We start from the raw sequence: 19,274 nt of genomic DNA on the forward strand, positions 1-19,274 counted from the left end.
GCTTTCGCTTAGAGAGTATAGGGGACGCGGATACCGGGCATCTCGGCCGGGAAATCCTTGGTGTTGCGGGTGACAAGGACGCGGCCGCGGGTGAGTGCGGTGGCAAGGATGATCGCGTCCGGCGATTTCAAACGCGGCCGTTCGCGCCGCAAGGCTGCTGCGCGCGACGCGATCTCCACATCGATTTCGTCAATCGCGAACCGGTCAAGGAATGCTTCGGTCTCGCGCAGGGTCTGGCCCTCGCCTTTCGAGAGAATCTCCACCCAGGCCATGCGGCTGAGCCACAGCCGCCGTCCCGCCGAGGCCGCGCGCTTGAGCTCGGCCCGCGCGCGGTCATAGCCGAGCAGTGCATCGATCACGATGTTGGAATCGAACGCATAGTCGCTCACGCTGCGTCATCTTCCGGTTTGGACCCAGACCCGCGCATTGCGAGATAGACGGCACGCTGGCGATCGTCTTCGGCATCGAACAGGTCCGGAAACTCCGCCTTGGTCGCCTCGTAGTCGTCATCCCAGGGGCGCGTCCACGATGCTCGCTCGCGCCGCTGCCATTCGACGGAATCGCCGATATCGGTGCGATCCTTCCACAGACCGAAACCCAGATCGATCCAGTCCGTGCCCGGAGACGCGACCTGCGCCTTGTAGGTAGCCACCGCATCGCGCAGCACCGAGGCGCGGGACTTGCCTTGCTCGGCCGCGCGGGCATCGAGCCAACGGATGTCTTCATCGGGCAGGTCGGCAAGGATCCGTGTCATAGTGATATCGCGATATCATATCATGATATCATGTCAAGAGGAATGGTCAGGGCTTGTCTCCGCCCCGATCCCCTATAGTCTTCAGGCGTAAACAAGTCGGTACAGCCGATGCGGGAAGGGGAACCCACGATGGCCGCTACGTCCACGCTCAAGGTCTATCACCTGCCCGGGGCCTGGGGCCTGCCCACCGTCAGCCCGTTCTGCCTCAAGCTCGACGCATGGCTGCGCATGACCGGCATCCCGCACGAGAGCATGACTGCCGCCACGCCCTTTGCTGGCCCCAAGGGCAAGGCCCCGTGGATCGAGGAAGACGGGCAGAAAATCGGCGATTCGACCTTCATCATCGCGCACCTCATGCAGCGCCACGGCGTCGACCCCGATGCCCACCTCACCCCCTCGCAGCGCGGCACGGCGGTGGCGATCCAGCGGCTGATCGACGAAAATCTCTATTGGACGATGGTCCATGATCGCTGGATGAACGATGCAAACTGGCAGCAATTCCGCGATGTCGTGCTCGGCGGCCTTGCCGTGCCGGTGCGCCGGGTGCTCGGCCCCATCGCCCGACGCGGAGTGAAAAAGCAGCTCGAAGGCCACGGCATGGGCATCCACAGCGCTGCGGAAATCGCCGCCATCGGCCGCCGCGACGTGAACGCACTTTCCGATATCCTCGGCGCGTCGGACTGGTTCTTCGGCGCGGAGCCCAGCTCGACCGACGCGGTGGTCTACGCCCAGCTCGTCAACATCTGGCGCGCGCCCTTCGAAAGCGAAGTGCGCCGCGCCATCGGCCAGACGCCGAACCTCGTCGCCTTCATCGACCGGTTTGCGGCGCGGTACTACTAGCGGTTCTCGCGCCACCAGCGGAAGGTGAAGACCGCCGCACTCGGCCCGTCGCGCCCCAGCTGCGCCAGCCTGTCCAGCGCCTCGGCCACGCTCGGGATATGGCCGTCCGGCACTTCCCACAGCGCCAGCGAAGGCTCCATCGGATCGAACCACTCGCCCCGCCGCGCCAGCACGCTGCGGTGATCGGCCTGGCGATAGGCAAAGGCTTCCAGCGAGGGCACATCACGCCAAACCGAAAGGTTGACGATGAAATCGGCGTCCCCCGCCACCGCCTCGATCGCGGTGGCATCGTTGGCATCGCCCCCAGTTTCATCGGCACCCACCAGCCGCCAGATGAAACCGTCCGCCACATCCGCCTGCGCGTTCACGTGATCGAGCGCGTCCATGAAGGGCTGATTGGCGGGATCGGCCTTGGCCTTGCGGAAGCGGGCAACATTGAGCTGGGCGATAGGCACGATCAGAGCTCCTGCCGGAAATAGACCACCCGCTCGGTCTCGGCAAAACCGGCGGCGAGATGGAAGGCATGGCTTTCGGTGTCGTCATGCCAGGTATCGGAAGCGAATTCGCGGCACCCCTGCGCCCGGCCCCAGTCCGCCACGGCCGCAACCAGCCGCCGCGCGAGGCCCTGCCGCCTCGCTTCCGGCGCGACGCAGATGCCTTCGAGGAACAGCACCGGGGAATCCTCGCAGCCGTTCACGTATTCGTGGCGGATCGACGCTTCGGCAAAGCCAACGACTGCTGCTCCATCGAGCGCAACCAGATTGAGGAACCGCTCCGGCTCGGCCAGTTGTTCCTCGGCTTCTTCGCGGTGCTCCGCTTGCGAAGACTCATCCCACAGCAAGTGCCGCAGCGTAGCCCAGCCGTCGAGATGCTCCTCGGCTGCCGGGACTACGGTGATCATTTGCGCGCCCTCTACTTCCGTTCAGCCTTCTTGCGCTTCATCGCGTCGTGGAAGCGGTCGGCCCAGCCGGGCTTGACCAGCTGCTCGGCGCGCACCAGCCGAAGTTCGCCGTCGGCCACATCGCGGCTCACGGCGCTGCCAGCCGCGACGATGGCATCCGCCCCGATCTTCACCGGCGCGATCAGCGCCGAGTTCGATCCGATGAAGGCGCGCTCGCCGATCACGGTGCGATACTTGAAGTAGCCATCATAGTTGCAGGTGATCGTGCCCGCGCCAATGTTCGCGCCCGCGCCCACGTCGGCATCGCCGAGGTACGTCAGGTGATTGGCCTTGGCGCCGGCATGGAGCACCGCGTTCTTCACTTCGACGAAATTGCCGACGCGCGCCTTTTCTTCCAGCACCGCGCCGGGGCGCAGCCGCGCGAAGGGGCCCACAGAAACACCGCTTTCCAGCCGCGCGCCCTCGATATGGCAGAAAGCGTGGATCACCACGCCGACCGCCACTGTCACGCCCGGGCCGAACACCACATTCTGCTCCACCGTCACATCGCGGCCAAGCACGGTATCCCACGAAAACCACACCGTCTCGGGCGCAACGAGGCTGGCGCCATCGGCCATTGCCTGCAACCGCCGCTTCTTCTGCCAGCGCCCTTCTGCCTCGGCGAGTTCGGCGCGGCTGTTGATCCCCGCCACTTCGTCCGGATCATCCGTCACCACCACTGCGCACACCCGCCTGTCGGAATTGGCCACGTTGACGATATCGGTGAGGTAGTATTCGCCCTGCGCGTTGTCGTTGCCAACGCGCCCCAGCAGCGCAAAGAGCTCCTCCCCGCGCACCGCCATCAGGCCCGAATTGCACAGGCGGCAGGCGCGCTCCTCGGCGCTCGCATCCTTGTGCTCGACCATCTTGGTGACGACGCCGTTCTCGGCGATCACCCGGCCATATTGCAGCGCATCCTCAGGTTCAAAGGCCAGCACCACGACTGCCGGATTGTCCGGCTCATGCAGCCGTTCGAGCATCGCCCGCATCGTTTCCGTGCGCACGAAGGGCACATCGCCATAGAGGATCAGCACATCCCCCGCGAACCCGGCGAGAGCGCTCTCCGCCTGCTGGACTGCATGGCCGGTGCCGAGCTGCGGGTCCTGCACCGCCAGCTCCGCGCTGTCGCCCAGCGCAGCTGCCAGCTGCTCGCGCCCCGCGCCCACCACAACGACCTTGCGCGCCGGGTCCAGCGCATCGGCGCTCGCCAGCAGGTGCATCAGCATGGGCCGCCCGGCGATCGGGTGCAGCACCTTGTGCAGGTCGCTTTTCATGCGGGTGCCCTTGCCGGCGGCGAGGACAACAAGGGCGAGTGGGCGTTCGGGCGGGGAGGAAGCTTCGGTCATGCGCGCTCCTTGCCAGCATTTGCTTGCAGTTTCCAGAACGTGCCGCCACGGAGCGCGGCATGACGGATTTTCCCTTCCAGATCGTCGGGTTCGACCTCGATGGCACGCTGCTCGATACGGCTTACGACATCGGTCACGCGCTCAACCATGCGCTTACCCATGTCGGCCGCCCGCTCGTCCCGCTGGACCAGGCACGGCGCTACATCGGCGGCGGCAGCGCGCAACTTCTGCACAACGCGCTCACTGCCAGCGGCGGGCTGGATGGCATCGATTTTCCCGCGTTGCAGGAGCGGCTCCTTGCTTTCTACGCCGAAAACATCGCCCGCCACACCGCGCTGTTCCCCGGCGGTGAGGCCATGCTGGAAGCGCTGGCCGCGCGCGGTGTCCACCTCGCCATCGCCACCAACAAGCGCGAGGACCTCGCCCGCCGCCTGTTCGACGAACTGGGCCTGACTTCCCGCTTCGCCACGATCATCGGCGGCGATACGCTCGGCCCCGGCGGCGCCAAGCCGGCGCCCGACATGCTCCATGAAATGGTCGCGCGCTGCGGTGGTGGCCGCGCCGCCTTTGTCGGCGATACCACCTTCGATGTGGGCGCCGCACGCGCGGCGGGCCTGCCCGTCGTCGCGGTCCGCTTCGGGTTCAACGATCTGCCGGCAGATGAACTCGGCGCGGACGCGGTGATTGACCATTTCGATGAGCTGGTCCCGGCACTGGCGCGGATTGCGCTCGAAAAATAGGGTCTGTCCCTATTTTTATATTATATTTTAGTAGATTGCCTCCCGATTACCTCTGGATTAAAAATAGGAACTGTTCCTATTTTTTGGCTGCCGCCTCGGACCTCGCGATAGAAAAAAGTGGGGCGCGAGCAGAATATCTGCGCGGCCCCTGCGCCTTGCCATCCGCGCGCGGCAACGCCACTCTTGGGGCAAGCAAAAACTTCCCCGAGGAGATCCCGATGTCTGAAGAATACGTGCCGCCCAAGGTCTGGACCTGGAACAAGGAGAACGGCGGCGCCTTTGCCGGCGTCAACCGCCCCACCGCCGGTGCGCAGAAGGAAGTGAAGCTGCCGGTCGGCGAGCACCCGTTCCAGCTCTATTCGCTCGGCACGCCCAATGGCCAGAAGGTCACGATCCTGCTCGAGGAACTGCTTGAGCTCGGTATCACCGGCGCAGAATACGATGCCTGGCTGATCAAGATCTTCGATGGCGACCAGTTCGGCAGCGGCTTTACCGATCTCAATCCCAATTCCAAGATTCCCGCGATGCTCGACAAGAGCGGCCCCGAGCCTTTCCGCCTGTTCGAATCGGGCGCGATGCTGGTGCATCTTGCCGAAAAGTTCGGCCACTTCCTGCCCAAGGAAAGCCCCGCCCGCGCCGAGGTGCTCTCGTGGCTGTTCTGGCAGGTCGGCTCGGCCCCGTTCATGGGCGGCGGCTTCGGCCACTTCTACGCCTATGCCCCGTTCAAGATCGAATATGCGATCGATCGCTATGCGATGGAAACCAAGCGCCTGTTCGATGTCGCCAACAACCAGCTCAAGAAAACCCGCTTCCTTGCGGGCGATGAATACACCATCGCCGATATCGCCACGCATCCCTGGCTCGGCAATATCTACCGCGGCGATGCTTATGGCGATGCGGCGACCTTCCTTTCGATGCACGAATACGAAGCCGTCGGCCGCTGGGTTGCCGAGATCGACGCCCGCCCCGCGGTGAAGCGCGGCAAGCTGGTCAATCGCCCCAATGGCCTGCCCGAACGCCACAGCGCCGCCGATTTCGCGTCGCTGCCGGAAGGGACGCTCTGACGGTCCGGCGGATGGGGCAAAATCCTGCCCCATCCGCCCCTTTTCATTCATGAACGCGCCGCTATAAGCGCGCCTTCCCGCTGGGGCGTCGCCAAGTGGTAAGGCACCGGTTTTTGGTACCGGCATTCGGAGGTTCGAATCCTCCCGCCCCAGCCAGCTTCCTGTCGAGACGAGGCTGGGCAGGCTGCCAGCGCAGCGCTAGCGTGGAGCGCGATGACCGACCTTCGCCTCAACCCCATCTACGCCGAAATGCCCGTCACCGTGTTCGAGCACATGTCGGGCCTTGCCCGCAGCCTCGGCGCGATCAATCTGGGCCAGGGCTTTCCCGATACGCCGCCGCCCGCCGCGCTCACCACTGCCGCGATGCGCGCGATGGAAACCCGCTCGCAGCAGTACCCGCCGAGCATGGGCGTGCCCGAACTGCGCGATGCGGTCGCCGCGTTCTATGCGCGGACCCAAGGCCTTGCCCTCACCCGCGAGCAAGTCGTCGTCACTTCAGGCGCGACCGAAGCGATTGCCGCCGCGATCCTTGCCGTCGTCGGGGTAGGCGATGAAGTGCTCCTCTTCTCGCCCGCCTACGATGCCTATGCCCCGCTGGTGCGCCGTGCTGGCGGTGTGCCGGTGTTCGTGCCGCTAAGCCCGCCGGGCTGGCATTATGACGAAGCGGCGATCCGCGCTGCGATCAGCCCGCGCACCCGCGCCCTGATCCTCAACGATCCGCTCAATCCGACCGGCTCGGTCGCCCGCCCGGAAGACCTCGCCCTCCTCGCCCGGATCGCCTGCGAGCACGATCTCGTCGCCATCTGCGACGAAGTGTGGGAAGCCGTGCGCTTCGATGGCCGCGCGCACCAATCGCTGCTGGCCGAGCCTGGCATGGCAGAGCGCGCGATCAAGATCGGCTCGGCCGGAAAGATCTTCGGCGCGACAGGCTGGAAGGTCGGCTGGCTGGTCGGCGATGCCGCGCTCGCCGCGGTGCTGGGCAAGGCGCACCAGTTCCTCACCTTCACCACCCCGCCGATGCTGCAATGGGCCGCCGCCGAAGGCCTCGCCGATCCCGCGATCACCGCGGCGCTCCATGCCGAATGGTCCGCCTCACGCGCCGTCCTCATCGAAGGCCTGAAGCACGCGGGCTTTGCCGTGCTCGAAAGCAAGGCTACCTGGTTCGCCTGCATCCACCTGCCCGCCAGCGGTATCGCGCTTGACGACCGCACTTTCAGCGAACGCGCGGTGCGCGAGGGAGGGGTCGCCTCGATCCCGCTCTCCGCGCTGTGGGAAGGGGAAGGTGGCCCCGCCACCATCGTGCGCCTGTGCCACTGCAAGCCACAGGCCATGCTGGAGGATGCCGTCGCGCGCCTCAGCCGCTGGCGCGAAGGCCTTTAGGCGGCAAGCCCCGCCAGCCATTCCGCGATCATCGCCCGCCCGGCGGCAACTGCGCCCGGTCCATGCGCTGCATGCGAAGCGCGCAATTCGCCGGGGCACTTCCCGGCGGCAGACAGGTAATCCATGTCCTGCGCGATCCAGTCCTCGAAGCGCTCGTCCTCGCCCATCTCGGCATGGAACTGCAGCGCCAGCACATTGCGCCCCTTGCGGAACGCCTGATGCGGATAGAGCGGGCTCGAAGCCAGCAGCTCCGCTCCAGCGGGCAGGGTGAAGGTATCGCCATGCCAATGCAGCACTGGCACCTCCGCCAGATGGCGCAGCGGCCCCTCGCGGTCGTGGATCATCACCGGCGCGAAGCCGATTTCCTTGACTGGCCCTGCATAAACATCCGCCCCCAGCGCCGCCGCGATCATCTGCGAACCGAAGCACACACCCAGCGTTGGCCGATCCGCCGCCAGCCGCCGCGCCAGCAGCTTCAATTGGCAGGTAATCCACGGATGCGCCTCGCGCTCGTAGACGCCCATCGGCCCGCCCATCATCACCACCAGATCGGGCGAGACGAGATCAAGCGCATGGAAATCATGGTCGATCACATCCACCCGGTTGATCACGTAGCCCGCCGCCTCGATCGGCGCGCGGAAGCCGGCTACGCCTTCACGCGGCACGTGGCGGATGATCAGCGCGGTCTTCATCAATGTGGCTCCTAAGTCGGAAGTCCATTTCTACTAAACCGATAGACTAAGGCCAGCGAGTTCAGATTGGCTCCGCCATAGCCGCGCTTTCCGGCCCGCCCAGACCCCCGCCGCGAACACGCTCTTGTCGCCGGAAACGCCGCATCAGAGCCCCAGCTTCTGCCAGAAATCCTCGGCCGACAGCGTGCGGTCTGCGGTCGCGGTCTCGCCCAATAGGCGCCACGATGGGTGCGGCAGACGGGCAACAGCGGCGCTGGCGACGGGCGAACGGGCGGACGGCTTGCGGGCACTACGGGGCGGGTTCGAAAGTCTCGACATATTCCGGGCTCCTTGATCGGAACACGAATCTGGCGAGGTCGCCCCTGTTCGTGCGCTTTAGCCGTTGGTGACGCGGAGCAAGCTGACATCCATCAAAAGCCGCGATGCGCCGAGGACGGGGAGAGGGACATCCCCGGCGCACGCAAAATCTCTACTAATTTAATTGGGTATTGTCACTTCAGAAATTCTGAAGCCCTGCCAAGGTTTGCTTGCTGCGCCCCCGCTTCCAGATCGAGCGGGTGATTTCCGGCAGCGGACGATGGAATGGTACGCGAACCCTCGTTCAGCGAAGTGGCAAAGCCTCTTGAGTCCGATAAGACGGCGTGAGCACTTGCTTGCGGCCCCGGCTCAGCGCCGCAAGGCCGCAAGCACATCCGCCCAGGATACCAGCTTGAAGTTCTGCGCTGCAGGCGCATTGTCGCCGTCCTGCGCCACGAAAAGCCCGGCGTGGTAGCGTGGGCCAAACGCGCCGGGATGGAAGGCGATGCCATCGGTTTCCTCGGTCGATCCCAGCCGGCCCGCGGCAATGCGGAAGCGTCCGGCGGGCTTCATCCCGGGCAGCCGGAACAGCGCATAGGCATTGTCGCCTTGGCTCGATGCGATCAGCCAGCCGCCGCGCCGCCCCTGCGGTGCCAGCGCCAGTCCCTCGACATCGGCGACAAGCTGCGCGCCGTCCACCGCCGCGACCAGCCGCCCCCGACGCGAAGCCGTGGCCTGCGCATCGAACGCCCAGATGCCGCGATCTTCCTCGCCCACATAGAGCCTGCGGCTGCGCTGATCGACCACGCAGCCCTCGGGCTGGGTTTCCAGCTTGAGCTGGCGCACGATCCGCCCGCGCGGCTTTCCTTGCCCCAACGTAATCGACACTTGCGCAACGGTCCCGTCCTTCAGCACCGAAAACGCATGAAGCCGCGCGCCGACGCGCATCAGGCACACGCCATAGGCTTCGCCCGCGCCGCCGCTCACCGTGCCCAGCGGCACCAGCTTTGCGCGGCGCGTATCGAGCCGGTAGAGCCGCAGCCGCGCCGCAGCTTCATCGTTGCGGTCGCTCGCCACCACGATCACGCCGCGCCGCCCCATGCCGATCAGATCGACATTGTTGAGCCGCCCATCGGGCGAGAAATCGCGCGCTTTTCCATCGAGTCCGTAGACATAGAGCCCGGCCTTCTTGTCCGTCGCCACGATCAGGCTGCGCAAAGGCTGGCGCGGATTGCGCCAGATCGCCGGATCGTCTGCGGCATCAGCCGCCGCAGTGCCAACCGGCACAGTTTCCCCCTGCGCGGTGACCGATACCGTCACCGGCGCAGCCAAAGCCGCCATCGGCAGCGCAGCCCCAGCCACTGCCACCCAGAGCCGCATCAGAACGCGTACCGCGCGACGATCTGGAACACCGGACCGCCAGTCTCGGATTCAAGCTCATACTCGTCAAAGCTGCGCGTGCGCTGATCGCCGATCGTGGTGAACTTGTTGAACACCTCATCCTTGGCGCCGTTGAGCAGGTTCGAGCCGACAGCACGCAGCGTGAAGCTCTTGCCGAAGCGCTTTTCGACGAACACCTCAAGATCGGCCCCATAGGTCGTGCGGATTTCCTCACCGATGATCCGGTCAAACGCCGGACCCTGCTTGCGATAGGTCGCGCCGATCGTGCCGCCGATCCTGGGGAAATTCTGGATCATGCCGAAGTTGTAGATATACTTGGATTGTCCATTGAAGCGCCTCGTGCCGAAATCGTCACGGATGCTGCTCTGCATCAAGGTCAGGTTGCCGAAAATGCCGGTTTCACGCAGTCCGATGAAAACCAGGCTGGCCGAAAGATCGAACTCCACGCCCCAGACTTCACCGCTGCCGGTGTTGCGGGGCTGCAGCACGAAGGTGTTCTCGCCTTCCGAGCCTTCGCGCCCGGTGTTGGCCACTTCGACGACATTCTTGATCGTGCGATAGAACGCGTTGACCCCGATCACACCCGTCCGGCCGATGCGGTGCTCATAGCCCAGATCGCCGCCCCAGGATGTTTCCGGCCTCAGTTGCGGATTGCCCAGCAGATCGTTGTCACCCAGTTCGGCCTCGAGCAGCGCGGGCGAGATGAAATCGAAGCGCGGGCGACGCACGGTCCGCGCGGCCGAAGCGGTGATCCGGCCCGCGCCCAGTTCGATGCGCACCGAAGCCGAAGGCAGCAGGAAATTGTACTTCACCCGCGCCGAAGCATCCGCCGGATCGACCGTGAAATCCTCGATCCGCACCGCGGTGTTTTCCCAGCGGAGCCCTGCCTCGAACTTCACATTTCCGCTCTTGCCTTCGATCAGGGCATAAAGATCGCGGCGATCCTCCTCGATCCGGTTGAAGCCGCCGGGGGTGGCTTCAATATCCACGAAAGGCCGGGCGAACTGCTCGGGATTGTCGGTCGCCTGTGCGTATCCTGAAAGATTGTCGGTCACGTTGAAACGGTTGCGCACAGCCGCAATGTCAGTCTTGCGGATCTTGTTCTGCGCGAACCCGCCTACCGCAAGGTTGATTGCGCTGGTCAGGCGGAACGATTGCTCCAGTTCGCCAGCCAGTTCGGTATCGCGCAGCGCCGTCGTGCCAAAGTCGCCTGTATAGCGCGGCCGGCTGCGGTCGAAATCGACCTCATGCTCGAACTCGCGCTCGTCATTCCGGAAGCTGGAGAAGCTGACGCGGGCGGTGGTCTTGCCCCAATCGGTCTCATGGCTGAACTTGCTGGTGAGCGCCATGCTTTCCTGCTTGATGAACAGCGGGTTGTAGTTGTCGGTCAGCAATGTGCCACCTGCATTGAGGCGGACCGGGCCGGTTGAAACGAACGGATCGTTGAATTCGAACGAGCGCTCGATCTGCTCGCGTTCGGTGCGCACATAATTGCCCGCGATCTCGAACTTGGTGCCGCCCTGCTCCATCGCCCAGCTGACGTTACCGGCATAGTCGGTGCCGTTGCGGATATCGGACTGCTCTTCGCGGTTGTTGAAATCGTCGGTGGCGAAATTCGGATTGTTCTCGGGCGAATCGCCGTAGCGCAGGCTCTTCTTGGTTTTGGGCGCATAGCGTCCCTGCACGTTTGCACCGATCAGCAAGCGGCCCGGCCCCAGCTTGCCGCCATAGTAGAGGCCGCCGCTGGGCTTGGCCTTGCCATCATCGAAGAACAGCCCGCCGGCGCGAACATAGCCGCCGTCCATGCTGAAGGCGTTGCGCAGCACGATGTTCAGCGTGCCCGCCACGGCATCACCGGTGCGGCGGGCCGAGGAGGAACGCACGATTTCGACCTGCTTGATCAGTTCGGCAGGAATCCGGTCGAGAAAGAACGAGCGGTCGGCGTTCGCGCCGGGCACCCGGTCGCCGTTGATCAGGATCTGGGTATAGCCCGGATCAAGCCCGCGCAGGCGCGCTCCGTCGCTTTCCAGCACGTCGGAAAGGAACGTGACCGAAGGCACGCGCTTCAGCGCATCGCCAGCTGTCAGCGGCTCGAAGCGGCGGAAGTATTCCTCGTCATAGACCAGCTTGGGCTCGGCTCCATCTGTCGCGCGGTTGCGAAAGCCGATCTCGGCTTGCACCACGATCTCGCGCGCGGCGCGGGTCGTCTCGTCGTCGGCCATTTCGGCTGCCGCGCCACCCGCAGCTTCGTCCGCTGCCAGGGCCGGTGAGAAGGCGAGCACGCTTCCGGCCAGAAGCGTGGCACGGACCAGCAGGCGCGCGGTACGCGGCGCAAAGGCAAGGCGGTTGGCAGATGTGGTCACGTCAGGTCCCCCATTCGTGTTGACGAATGAGGGGCGGCTATGCGCGGCTGGAGACAGAACTGTTACAAGACGGCACCTCTCTCATCGAGCAATTATTTGTTATATTATACTTTTTTTACTAAAAAGGCCCGCCGCGCGATGTATCGCACGGCGGGCCAGCTTTCCTCCCCAGGAAAGTATCGTGTGGGGCGCGAGGGCGGATTACCTGCCCATGGCGCTCCCGAGCCGGTGGTAGAGGTGCGAGAACTTCACCGATTCCGGCTGGTCCTCGATCACCTTGAGGTAGTGCAGCACTGCCTCGCGGATCAGCTTGAAGTCTTCGGTGGAAAGGACCGCACGGGCCCGGGTCGGTTCAGCCATTGTCCTGCTCCTCTGCTCGGTGCTTATGCTGCGAACTGGTTCATGGTGTTATGCGCGCCGCCCGCCTTCAGGGCTGCCTCGCCAGCGAAGTATTCCTTGTGATCATCGCCAAGGTCAGACCCGGCCATGTTCTGGTGCTTCACGCAGGCGATGCCCTGGCGGATTTCCTCGCGCTGAACGTTCTTCACGTAGCCCAGCATGCCCGCCTCGCCGAAGTATTCGCGCGCCAGATTGTCGGTGCTGAGCGCCGCGGTGTGGTAGGTCGGCAGCGTGATGAGGTGGTGGAAGATCCCCGCTTCCCGCGCCGAATCGCGCTGGAAGGTGCGGATGCGTTCATCAGCTTCGTCCGCCAGCGCGGTGCCGTCGTAGTCAACGCTCATCAGCTTCGCGCGGTCATAGGCGCTGGTGTCCTTGCCTTCCGCATTCCAGGCATCGAACACCTGCTGGCGGAAGTTCAGCGTCCAGTTGAAGCTCGGCGAGTTGTTGTAGACGAGCTTGGCGTTCGGGATCACTTCGCGGATGCGGCGCACCATGCCGCCGATCTGGCCGATGTGGGGCTTCTCGGTCTCGATCCACAGCAGGTCCGCACCGTTCTGCAGGCTGTTGATCCCGTCGAGCACGCAGCGGTCCTCGCCGGTGCCGGAGCGGAACTGGAACAGGTTGGAAGGAAGGCGCTTGGGGCGCATCAGCTTGCCGTCGCGGCTGATCAGCACATCGCCGTGGCCGAGCGTCGCCGCATCGACTTCCTCGCAATCGAGGTAGCTGTTGTACTGGTCGGCAATGTCGCCCGGTTCCTTCACGAAGGCGATCTGCTTGGTGAGGCCCGCGCCAAGGCTGTCCGTGCGCGCAACGATGATCCCGTCATCGACGCCCAGCTCCAGGAAAGCGTAACGAACCGCGCGGATCTTCGCGAGGAAGTCCTCGTGCGGCACGGTCACCTTGCCGTCCTGGTGGCCGCACTGCTTTTCGTCCGAGACCTGGTTCTCGATCTGGATGCAGCAGGCGCCCGCTTCGATGAACTTCTTGGCGAGGAGGTAGGTCGCCTCGGCATTGCCGAAGCCCGCATCGATATCGGCGATGATCGGCACGACGTGGGTCTGGTATTCGTCGATCTTGTGCAGCAGGCGGTGCGTGTTGACCGCATCGCCCGAGGCCTTGGCGGCATCGAGTTCGCGGAACAGCATGCCCAGCTCACGCGCATCGGCCTGACGCAGGAAGGTATAAAGCTCCTCGATCAGCGCCGGAACGCTGGTCTTCTCGTGCATCGACTGATCGGGCAGCGGGCCGAACTCGCTGCGCAGCGCGGCGACCATCCAGCCCGAAAGGTAGAGGTAGCGGCCCTTGGTCGTGCCGAAGTGCTTCTTGATGGAGATCATCTTCTGCTGGCCGATGAAGCCGTGCCAGCAGCCGAGCGACTGCGTGTACTTGGCCGGATCGGCATCATAGGCGGCCATATCGGCACGCATGATCTTGGCAGTGTAGCGCGCGATGTCGAGCCCGGTCTGGAAGCGGTTCTGCAGACGCATGCGCGCTACCGAAGCGGCGTCGATCCCGTCCCAGGGCTTGCCGAAGGGCGCGATCGCCTTGGCGGCTTCGTTGATGGTCTGGGAATAGGTCATGGGTCTCGCTTCCTGTCTGGGGTAGGCTTGATGCACCCCGGCTAGACCCGCGAACGCACCCGCGAAACCCGCAGCGCAGTCATGTTGTCAAACTTTACAGAATATGCTTGTAAAGTTGTACAGGCTTCACAGGACTGCCCGAACCCATGGAATCGCGCCCCCTCTACCTCGGCCCCCGCTTGAAGCGCTTGCGCCGCGAACTCGGCCTCACGCAGGCTGTCATGGCCGACGATCTGGCGATCTCGCCCAGCTATATCGCGCTGCTCGAACGCAACCAGCGCCCCCTCACCGCCGATCTCCTGCTGCGCCTCGCCAAGGCCTACAAGCTCGATGTCAGCGAGCTCGCGGCCGACGAACGCGACGACTACGCCCGCCGCCTCGCCGATGTGCTCAAGGATCCGATCTTCGCCGAGATCGATTTGCCCGCGCTCGAAGTGGCGGACGTCGCCACAAGCTATCCCGGCGTGACCGAGGCCATGCTGCGCCTCCACACCGCCTACATGCGCGAACAGCAGGCACTGGCCGGCCTTCGCGGCGGCGCGGGCAGCGATGTAGCCAATCCGCTCGCCGAAGCGCGCCGATTCGTCGCCCAACGCCGCAACTATTTCCCCGCGCTCGACAGCAAGGCCGAGGCCCTTTCGGAGGAAATCGAAAAGCTCGGCGGCCTGCAGGAGGGCGGCCTTGCCGAATACTTGCGCGGGCAAGGCCTGCGCGTCCGCCTCATGCCGGCAGAGATCATGATGGACGCGCTGCGCCGCTACGATCGCCACGCCGAGCAGCTCCTGATCGACGAAACGCTGAGCCCGCAGGCCCGCCGCTGGCAGATCGCCCTCCACATCGCCTACACTGCGCTGCGCGGCGAGATCGCCGCCCTCGTGCGCGGAGCCAGCTTTTCGAGCGAGACCGCGGCCCAGCTCGTCCGCCGCGCGCTCGCCGCCTATGGCGCCGCCGCGCTGATCATGCCCTACGACCGCTTCGCCCGCGCGGTGGAAGCCCGCGCCTACGATATCGAGGCGCTCTCCGGCCAGTTCGGCGCGAGTTTCGAGCAAGTCGCCCACCGCCTCACCTCGCTCAATCGCCCCGGGCAGGAACGCGTACCGTTCTTCTTCATCCGCGTCGATGCGGCGGGCAATGTCTCCAAGCGGCTCGACGGCGCCGGCTTCCCTTTCGCCGCGCATGGCGGCGGCTGCCCGCTGTGGAGCCTGCACGATTGCTTCCGCCGCCCCGGCGAAGTGCTCACCCAGTGGCTCGAACTCCCTGGCGGCGAGCGCTTTTTCAGCGTCGCGCGCTCGGTCACCTCGGGCGGCGGCGGCCACGGCAAGCCCGCCGTGCTGCGCGCGATTGCGCTCGGCTGCACCGCCGAACACGCGGCTAGGCTGATTTACGCCCGCGGCGAACAACCCGCCCCCACGCCCATTGGCGTTACCTGCCGCCTCTGCAACCGCGCCACCTGCACTGCTCGCGCCGAACCGCCCTTGGGCCGCGAGATTCTCCCTGACGACTACCGCAAGACGCCCGAGCCCTTCACGTTTGCGGAAAGCTGAACGCATTTCCAGCACGGTCCATTGCACAAAACCCGATTGACCCCGCCCATTTGCATCCCGAATGTGCCCGCAAAGGGACAATCCGGGGGCCGAATACATGATCACACGTCGCACTCTCATGGCTGGCCTCACCGCCGCAACTACGCTCGCCATGCTCCCCCGCTGGGCTTATGCAGCCGCGCCCGCCGAAGGCGTCGATCCCGCGCTTGTCACCTTCATCAAGGGCCTGCCCAAGACCGAATACCACGTGCATCTCGAAGGCACGCTCGAGGCCGAAATGAAGTTTGCCCTCGCCAAGCGCAACGGGCTCAATCTCCCCTTCGCCGATGTCGCCGCGATGAAGGCGAGCTACCAGTATCACGACCTGCCGAGCTTCCTCGCAATCTACTACGACGGCATGAAGGTGCTGCTGAGGGAGCAGGATTTCTACGATCTCGCCTATGCCTACCTCGCCAAAGCCGCCTCGCAGAACGTGATCTACACCGAAATGTTCTTCGATCCGCAGGAGCACCTGAAGCGCGGCGTGGCGATGGAAGCCGTGATCATGGGCATCACCCGCGCCCGCCGTGACGCCGAGGCGAAGCTCGGCATCCGCTCGCAGCTCATCCTGTGCTTTGTGCGCGACCTCACTGCCGAATCTGCGATGGCTGCGCTCGATGCCGCGTTGCCCTTCAAGCAGCACCTCGTCGGCGTCGGGCTCGATTCCGATGAAGCGGGCCACCCGCCCGAAAAGTTCGCCGCCCATTTCGCCAAGGCCCGCGCCAACGGCCTCCACGTCACGGCCCACTGCGACGTCGATCAGGTCGATACGCTGAAGAACATCCGCACCGCGCTGGTCGACCTGAAGGTCGACCGGATCGACCACGGCGGCAATATCGTCCAGTCGCCCGAACTCGTCGCCATCGCCAAGCAGCGGGGGATGTATTTCACTGTCTGCCCCACCTTCTCTGGCACCCTGCGCCGCGGCATCGCCCAGCCGGTCGATGTGGTGCGCTCGATGCTGGACGCCGGCCTCAAGGTCACGATCTCGTCAGACGACCCCGCCTACATGGCCAGCGAGTACATCAACGAGGTGCTGCTGCGCGCCGTCTCCCGCAGCAAACTGACCCGCGCCGATCTCGCCGGGATCGCCCGGAATGGCTTCGAGGCGGCGTGGCTCCCTGCCGCTGACAAAACCGCGCTGCTGGCAAGACTCGAAGCCTATCTGGCGAGCGTGGCCTAGCGCTCACCAACTCACCCTCGTCATTGCGAGCGTAGCGAAGCAATCCAGAGCGCTACGCACAACCGCTCTGGATTGCTTCGCTACGCTCGCAATGATGAAACAAGGGACGATTCCCCGTCCAACCTTCTCGCCACCGGCATCGCCGCGACAATCGCCAACGCACAGATCACTCCGCCCACCGGCCCGATCAGCGTGTAGGCGCCAAAGCTCTGCGCCATCGCGCCCGCCGCCAGCGAGCCGAGGCTCTGTGAAAGCAGCCACATCCCCGTCGTCATCACCGCCAGCTGCTCTCCGGCGGGCTGCGCATAGGCAAGCCGCAGCAGCAGCGGATAGGTCAGGAACCAGCTCACCATGAACGCGACGAAGGCCGCACCGAACGCCGCCTCGCTCCCCACGGTGGTCAGCAGGCCGCACATCAAGGCGCACATACCCAGCGCCGCCGCCAACGGCCAGGCGCGCGGCAGGCGGCCGATCACCATAGCAAGCCCGGCATTGCCCACCGCACTCGCGAGCACCGCCGCGCTCTGATAAAGCCCGAACTGCGTCGCCGGGATGCCGATGGCATGCGCGGTCCGCTCGATGAACGGCCAGATCGCCAGCGAGCCAAACGCGAACAGCGCCATCGCCGCCAGCACGCGCCATCCTTCCGCGCCGATGGGCGCAGCCGCTTGCGCGTGTGCCTCGACAGCACCCTTGCCCCCAGGCAGCAGCAGCGCGCACAGGCCGAACAGCACGGAAATCCCCGCCAGCCCAAGGAACATCCCGCTCGCGCCAAAATCGCGCCCGACCAGCGGCACCACAATCGCGATCCCGCTGTAGAGCAAGGTCTGCACCGCAATCCCCAGCGAGATCCACCGCGCCGGATTGCCCGTGCGCCCCGCCGCCAGATTGAGCGCACTGTTCATGAGGCCGAAGCCCAGCCCCGTGCCGATCCGCCCGGCGAGCAAGAGCGGATAGGCCCCTGTCAGCGCTGATCCTGCCTGCGCAGCAATCACCACCACGCTCGCGATCATCGCCAGCACCCGCGCATCCAGCCCGCGCGCGCGCGGCGCGACAAGGAACATCGCGGCGGCATAGCTCAGCGTCTCGGCCATGTTCCACGCGCCCATCGCGAAGGGTGTGAAACCGAAGCGGTCCATCAGTCCGCCGACAAGGTATGTGGTGAAGTTATTGCCGATATGCGCCGCTGCCGTGGCCGCGCCGATGCCGATCAGGGTTGGGGCGAACGGGGCGGTGTCCCGCGCCGGGCCGGACGGCCTGCCATGCGAATGATCCATCGCTAGCAGGGGTGGCATGCTGCGCAGCAAGTGGCAATGAGGGCAACGCTTGTTTTACAGTTGTCCAACCAAACGATACGCCATACGCTGCAGCATTATGACATTTTCCTGCTCAGACCTGATCCATGGTCGGCGCCCCGCGTCGTTCCGCTATGGCAAGGTGCAGGATTGGCGCCCGCCGCCACGCAAGGGCTGATCGACATCGTCAGTTGACCCTTGCTCCATGACGGGACGTTCCCATGAAAATCTCATCCTTTGAGGTGCGGGCGGATGCCCTCCTCGCGACGTGGTCCCAGTCCGGCCCCGTGACCTATCCCACTCTCTGGCTTCGCGACAATTGCCCCAGCGCCTTTCACCCGCAGACCGAGGAACGCGTGCTCGATCTGCTGACGCTCGATCCCGAGCCGGTCCTGCTGGGTGCCGAGCGCGCGGGCGACGAAGTGATCCTGCACTTCGCCGATGGCCATGTCAGCCGCGTGCCCATGGCCCTGCTCTTCGAGCATCGTCCCGGCTGCGCCACAAAGGACCCCGCCGCGATTGTGCCCCGGCTCTGGCGCGCGGAACTCACCCCGGCCAGCCTGCCGCGCTATGCTGCGGCCCAACTGCTCGAGAATGAAGGCGCATTGCGCGCGTGGATGCAGGATACCGCCGCCGTCGGCCTCTCGATCGTCGATGGCCTCGACGACCGGATCGACGCGGGCGTGGAGATTGCCTGCAAGATCGGTTTCCTGCGCGAAACCAACTTCGGCATGACCTTCGAGGTCGTCAGCAAGCCCGATCCCAACAACCTTGCCTACACCGCCGTCACCCTGCCGCTGCACACCGACCTGCCCAATCAGGAAGTGCCGCCGGGCTTCCAGTTCCTCCACTGCCTCGCCAACGAGGCCGAAGGTGGCGGCTCGCTCTTTGCCGATGGCTTTGCCCTCGCCGAGGATCTGCGCGCGAAGGATCCGGAGGCTTTCCGCCTGCTCAGCGAAATCGCCATACCCTTCCGCTTCCACGATGCGGACGCCGATATCCGCACCCACGCCCCGGTGATCACGCTGAACGGCACCGGGGAGCGCGCGGGCGCCATCAGCGAAATCCGCTGGAACGCCCATATTGCCGCCACGTTCGATATGCCGGCGGATGTCATGCCCGCCTACTACCGCGCCTATCGCGCCTTCATGGCGATGACGCGCGACCCGGCCTACCGGCTCACCTTCAAGCTCAAGGCGGGCGAGATGATCGTGTTCGACAACCGCCGCGTGCTCCATGGGCGCGAGGCATTCAACCCGGCAACCGGCTTCCGCCATCTCCACGGCTGCTACGTCGATCGCGGCGAATTCAACTCGCGGCTGCGGTTGCTGGCGCGCAAGACGCACTGATCGAGGGCCTGCCGTTCGAATACCTCATGTACAGCGCCCTCAGGGACGCCGTATCAGGAGGACTCAAG

19 protein-coding genes and 1 tRNA gene are annotated in these 19,274 nt (G+C 65.1%); 8 read left to right on the forward strand and 12 right to left on the reverse strand.

The window, feature by feature from the left end; translation table 11 throughout:
* Nucleotides 1-8: 8 nt before the first annotated feature.
* Together Q0071_RS18750 and Q0071_RS18755 are read right to left on the reverse strand one after the other, a co-directional pair.
* Nucleotides 9-389 (reverse strand): PIN domain-containing protein, encoded by a 381-nt coding sequence (locus Q0071_RS18750; RefSeq protein ID WP_298173252.1) that lies wholly within the window; start codon nt 387-389, stop codon nt 9-11.
* Entirely contained in the window at nt 386-754 is a 369-nt protein-coding gene (locus Q0071_RS18755; protein ID WP_298173255.1) for a ribbon-helix-helix protein, CopG family, read from the reverse strand. Before Q0071_RS18755 ends, Q0071_RS18750 begins: the two co-directional genes overlap by 4 nt.
* Before the next feature lie 129 nt (nt 755-883).
* Between Q0071_RS18755 and Q0071_RS18760 the strand changes: the two genes are divergently transcribed.
* A complete protein-coding gene (locus tag Q0071_RS18760) occupies nt 884-1,594 on the forward strand; it encodes a glutathione S-transferase family protein (RefSeq protein WP_298173256.1) in 711 nt (236 codons plus the stop codon).
* Here Q0071_RS18760 and Q0071_RS18765 read toward each other — a convergent pair.
* The 3 genes from Q0071_RS18765 to glmU are packed head-to-tail and all read right to left on the reverse strand — an operon-like array spanning nt 1,591 to nt 3,880.
* Nucleotides 1,591-2,049: a DUF3291 domain-containing protein gene (locus tag Q0071_RS18765; RefSeq protein ID WP_298173258.1), complete on the reverse strand. Its 459-nt coding sequence runs from the start codon at nt 2,047-2,049 to the stop codon at nt 1,591-1,593. The genes Q0071_RS18760 and Q0071_RS18765 overlap by 4 nt on opposite strands.
* A 2-nt stretch (nt 2,050-2,051) precedes the next feature.
* The gene (gene aac(6'), locus Q0071_RS18770) at nt 2,052-2,495 is read right to left on the reverse strand and encodes an aminoglycoside 6'-N-acetyltransferase (protein ID WP_298173261.1); all 444 of its coding nucleotides are present in this window, start codon (nt 2,493-2,495) and stop codon (nt 2,052-2,054) included.
* Nucleotides 2,496-2,506: 11 nt separating this feature from the next.
* Entirely contained in the window at nt 2,507-3,880 is a 1,374-nt protein-coding gene (glmU, locus tag Q0071_RS18775) for a bifunctional UDP-N-acetylglucosamine diphosphorylase/glucosamine-1-phosphate N-acetyltransferase GlmU (RefSeq protein WP_298173264.1), read from the reverse strand.
* A gap of 59 nt (nt 3,881-3,939) precedes the next feature.
* On the opposite strand from glmU, the gene Q0071_RS18780 reads away from it, so the two are divergent.
* The 4 genes from Q0071_RS18780 (at nt 3,940) to Q0071_RS18795 (ending at nt 7,064) form a co-directional block, all read left to right on the forward strand.
* On the forward strand, nt 3,940-4,620 hold the full coding sequence (locus Q0071_RS18780) for an HAD-IA family hydrolase (RefSeq protein ID WP_298173267.1): 681 nt from the start codon (nt 3,940-3,942) through the stop codon (nt 4,618-4,620).
* Nucleotides 4,621-4,838: 218 nt separating this feature from the next.
* Nucleotides 4,839-5,684 (forward strand): glutathione-dependent disulfide-bond oxidoreductase, encoded by an 846-nt coding sequence (gene yghU / locus Q0071_RS18785; RefSeq protein WP_298173270.1) that lies wholly within the window; start codon nt 4,839-4,841, stop codon nt 5,682-5,684.
* 81 nt (nt 5,685-5,765) lie between these two features.
* Nucleotides 5,766-5,840 (forward strand) — tRNA-Gln (locus Q0071_RS18790).
* Nucleotides 5,841-5,897: 57 nt separating this feature from the next.
* Complete coding sequence (locus tag Q0071_RS18795; protein WP_298173274.1) at nt 5,898-7,064, forward strand: aminotransferase; 1,167 nt, start codon at nt 5,898-5,900, stop codon at nt 7,062-7,064.
* Here Q0071_RS18795 and Q0071_RS18800 read toward each other — a convergent pair.
* The 6 genes from Q0071_RS18800 to Q0071_RS18825 form a co-directional block, all read right to left on the reverse strand.
* A complete protein-coding gene (locus Q0071_RS18800; protein WP_298173277.1) occupies nt 7,061-7,756 on the reverse strand; it encodes a glutamine amidotransferase in 696 nt (231 codons plus the stop codon). The genes Q0071_RS18795 and Q0071_RS18800 overlap by 4 nt on opposite strands.
* A 144-nt stretch (nt 7,757-7,900) precedes the next feature.
* A complete protein-coding gene (locus tag Q0071_RS18805) occupies nt 7,901-8,074 on the reverse strand; it encodes a hypothetical protein (protein WP_298173282.1) in 174 nt (57 codons plus the stop codon).
* Between the two features lie 348 nt (nt 8,075-8,422).
* Entirely contained in the window at nt 8,423-9,421 is a 999-nt protein-coding gene (locus tag Q0071_RS18810; RefSeq protein ID WP_298173285.1) for a phytase, read from the reverse strand.
* Nucleotides 9,422-9,432: 11 nt separating this feature from the next.
* The gene (locus Q0071_RS18815) at nt 9,433-11,817 is read right to left on the reverse strand and encodes an outer membrane beta-barrel protein (protein ID WP_298173288.1); all 2,385 of its coding nucleotides are present in this window, start codon (nt 11,815-11,817) and stop codon (nt 9,433-9,435) included.
* A 201-nt stretch (nt 11,818-12,018) separates the two neighbouring features.
* A complete protein-coding gene (locus tag Q0071_RS18820) occupies nt 12,019-12,177 on the reverse strand; it encodes a hypothetical protein (protein ID WP_169793754.1) in 159 nt (52 codons plus the stop codon).
* A gap of 23 nt (nt 12,178-12,200) precedes the next feature.
* Nucleotides 12,201-13,796, reverse strand: coding sequence for an isocitrate lyase (locus Q0071_RS18825; protein ID WP_298173292.1), 1,596 nt, complete (start codon nt 13,794-13,796; stop codon nt 12,201-12,203).
* Between the two features lie 146 nt (nt 13,797-13,942).
* On the opposite strand from Q0071_RS18825, the gene Q0071_RS18830 reads away from it, so the two are divergent.
* Nucleotides 13,943-15,340, forward strand: a complete 1,398-nt coding sequence (locus Q0071_RS18830; RefSeq protein WP_298173296.1) for a short-chain fatty acyl-CoA regulator family protein — start codon at nt 13,943-13,945, stop codon at nt 15,338-15,340.
* A 97-nt stretch (nt 15,341-15,437) separates the two neighbouring features.
* The gene (gene add, locus Q0071_RS18835; protein WP_298173300.1) at nt 15,438-16,562 is read left to right on the forward strand and encodes an adenosine deaminase; all 1,125 of its coding nucleotides are present in this window, start codon (nt 15,438-15,440) and stop codon (nt 16,560-16,562) included.
* Nucleotides 16,563-16,642: 80 nt separating this feature from the next.
* Here the strand turns inward: add and Q0071_RS18840 are convergent, their stop codons facing one another.
* Nucleotides 16,643-17,839 carry an MFS transporter gene (locus Q0071_RS18840; protein ID WP_298173303.1) on the reverse strand — a complete coding sequence of 399 codons (1,197 nt, stop codon included), beginning with the start codon at nt 17,837-17,839 and terminating at the stop codon, nt 16,643-16,645.
* A gap of 239 nt (nt 17,840-18,078) precedes the next feature.
* Between Q0071_RS18840 and Q0071_RS18845 the strand changes: the two genes are divergently transcribed.
* Complete coding sequence (locus Q0071_RS18845) at nt 18,079-19,206, forward strand: TauD/TfdA family dioxygenase (protein WP_298173306.1); 1,128 nt, start codon at nt 18,079-18,081, stop codon at nt 19,204-19,206.
* Nucleotides 19,207-19,274 lie beyond the last annotated feature (68 nt).

The organism is Novosphingobium sp. (assembly GCF_027486195.1).
In the GTDB taxonomy this organism is placed as follows: Bacteria; Pseudomonadota; Alphaproteobacteria; order Sphingomonadales; family Sphingomonadaceae; genus Novosphingobium.

Coding starts and splice junctions, on each gene's coding strand:
- Q0071_RS18780 (WP_298173267.1), top strand. CDS start 3,940: ATGACGGATTTTCCCTTCCAGATCGTCGGGTTCGACCTCGATGGCACG.
- Q0071_RS18805 (WP_298173282.1), bottom strand. CDS start 8,074: ATGTCGAGACTTTCGAACCCGCCCCGTAGTGCCCGCAAGCCGTCCGCC.
- yghU (WP_298173270.1), top strand. CDS start 4,839: ATGTCTGAAGAATACGTGCCGCCCAAGGTCTGGACCTGGAACAAGGAG.
- Q0071_RS18755 (WP_298173255.1), bottom strand. CDS start 754: ATGACACGGATCCTTGCCGACCTGCCCGATGAAGACATCCGTTGGCTC.
- Q0071_RS18800 (WP_298173277.1), bottom strand. CDS start 7,756: ATGAAGACCGCGCTGATCATCCGCCACGTGCCGCGTGAAGGCGTAGCC.
- glmU (WP_298173264.1), bottom strand. CDS start 3,880: ATGACCGAAGCTTCCTCCCCGCCCGAACGCCCACTCGCCCTTGTTGTC.
- Q0071_RS18795 (WP_298173274.1), top strand. CDS start 5,898: ATGACCGACCTTCGCCTCAACCCCATCTACGCCGAAATGCCCGTCACC.
- Q0071_RS18760 (WP_298173256.1), top strand. CDS start 884: ATGGCCGCTACGTCCACGCTCAAGGTCTATCACCTGCCCGGGGCCTGG.
- Q0071_RS18820 (WP_169793754.1), bottom strand. CDS start 12,177: ATGGCTGAACCGACCCGGGCCCGTGCGGTCCTTTCCACCGAAGACTTC.
- Q0071_RS18845 (WP_298173306.1), top strand. CDS start 18,079: ATGAAAATCTCATCCTTTGAGGTGCGGGCGGATGCCCTCCTCGCGACG.
- Q0071_RS18825 (WP_298173292.1), bottom strand. CDS start 13,796: ATGACCTATTCCCAGACCATCAACGAAGCCGCCAAGGCGATCGCGCCC.
- Q0071_RS18830 (WP_298173296.1), top strand. CDS start 13,943: ATGGAATCGCGCCCCCTCTACCTCGGCCCCCGCTTGAAGCGCTTGCGC.
- add (WP_298173300.1), top strand. CDS start 15,438: ATGATCACACGTCGCACTCTCATGGCTGGCCTCACCGCCGCAACTACG.
- Q0071_RS18840 (WP_298173303.1), bottom strand. CDS start 17,839: ATGGATCATTCGCATGGCAGGCCGTCCGGCCCGGCGCGGGACACCGCC.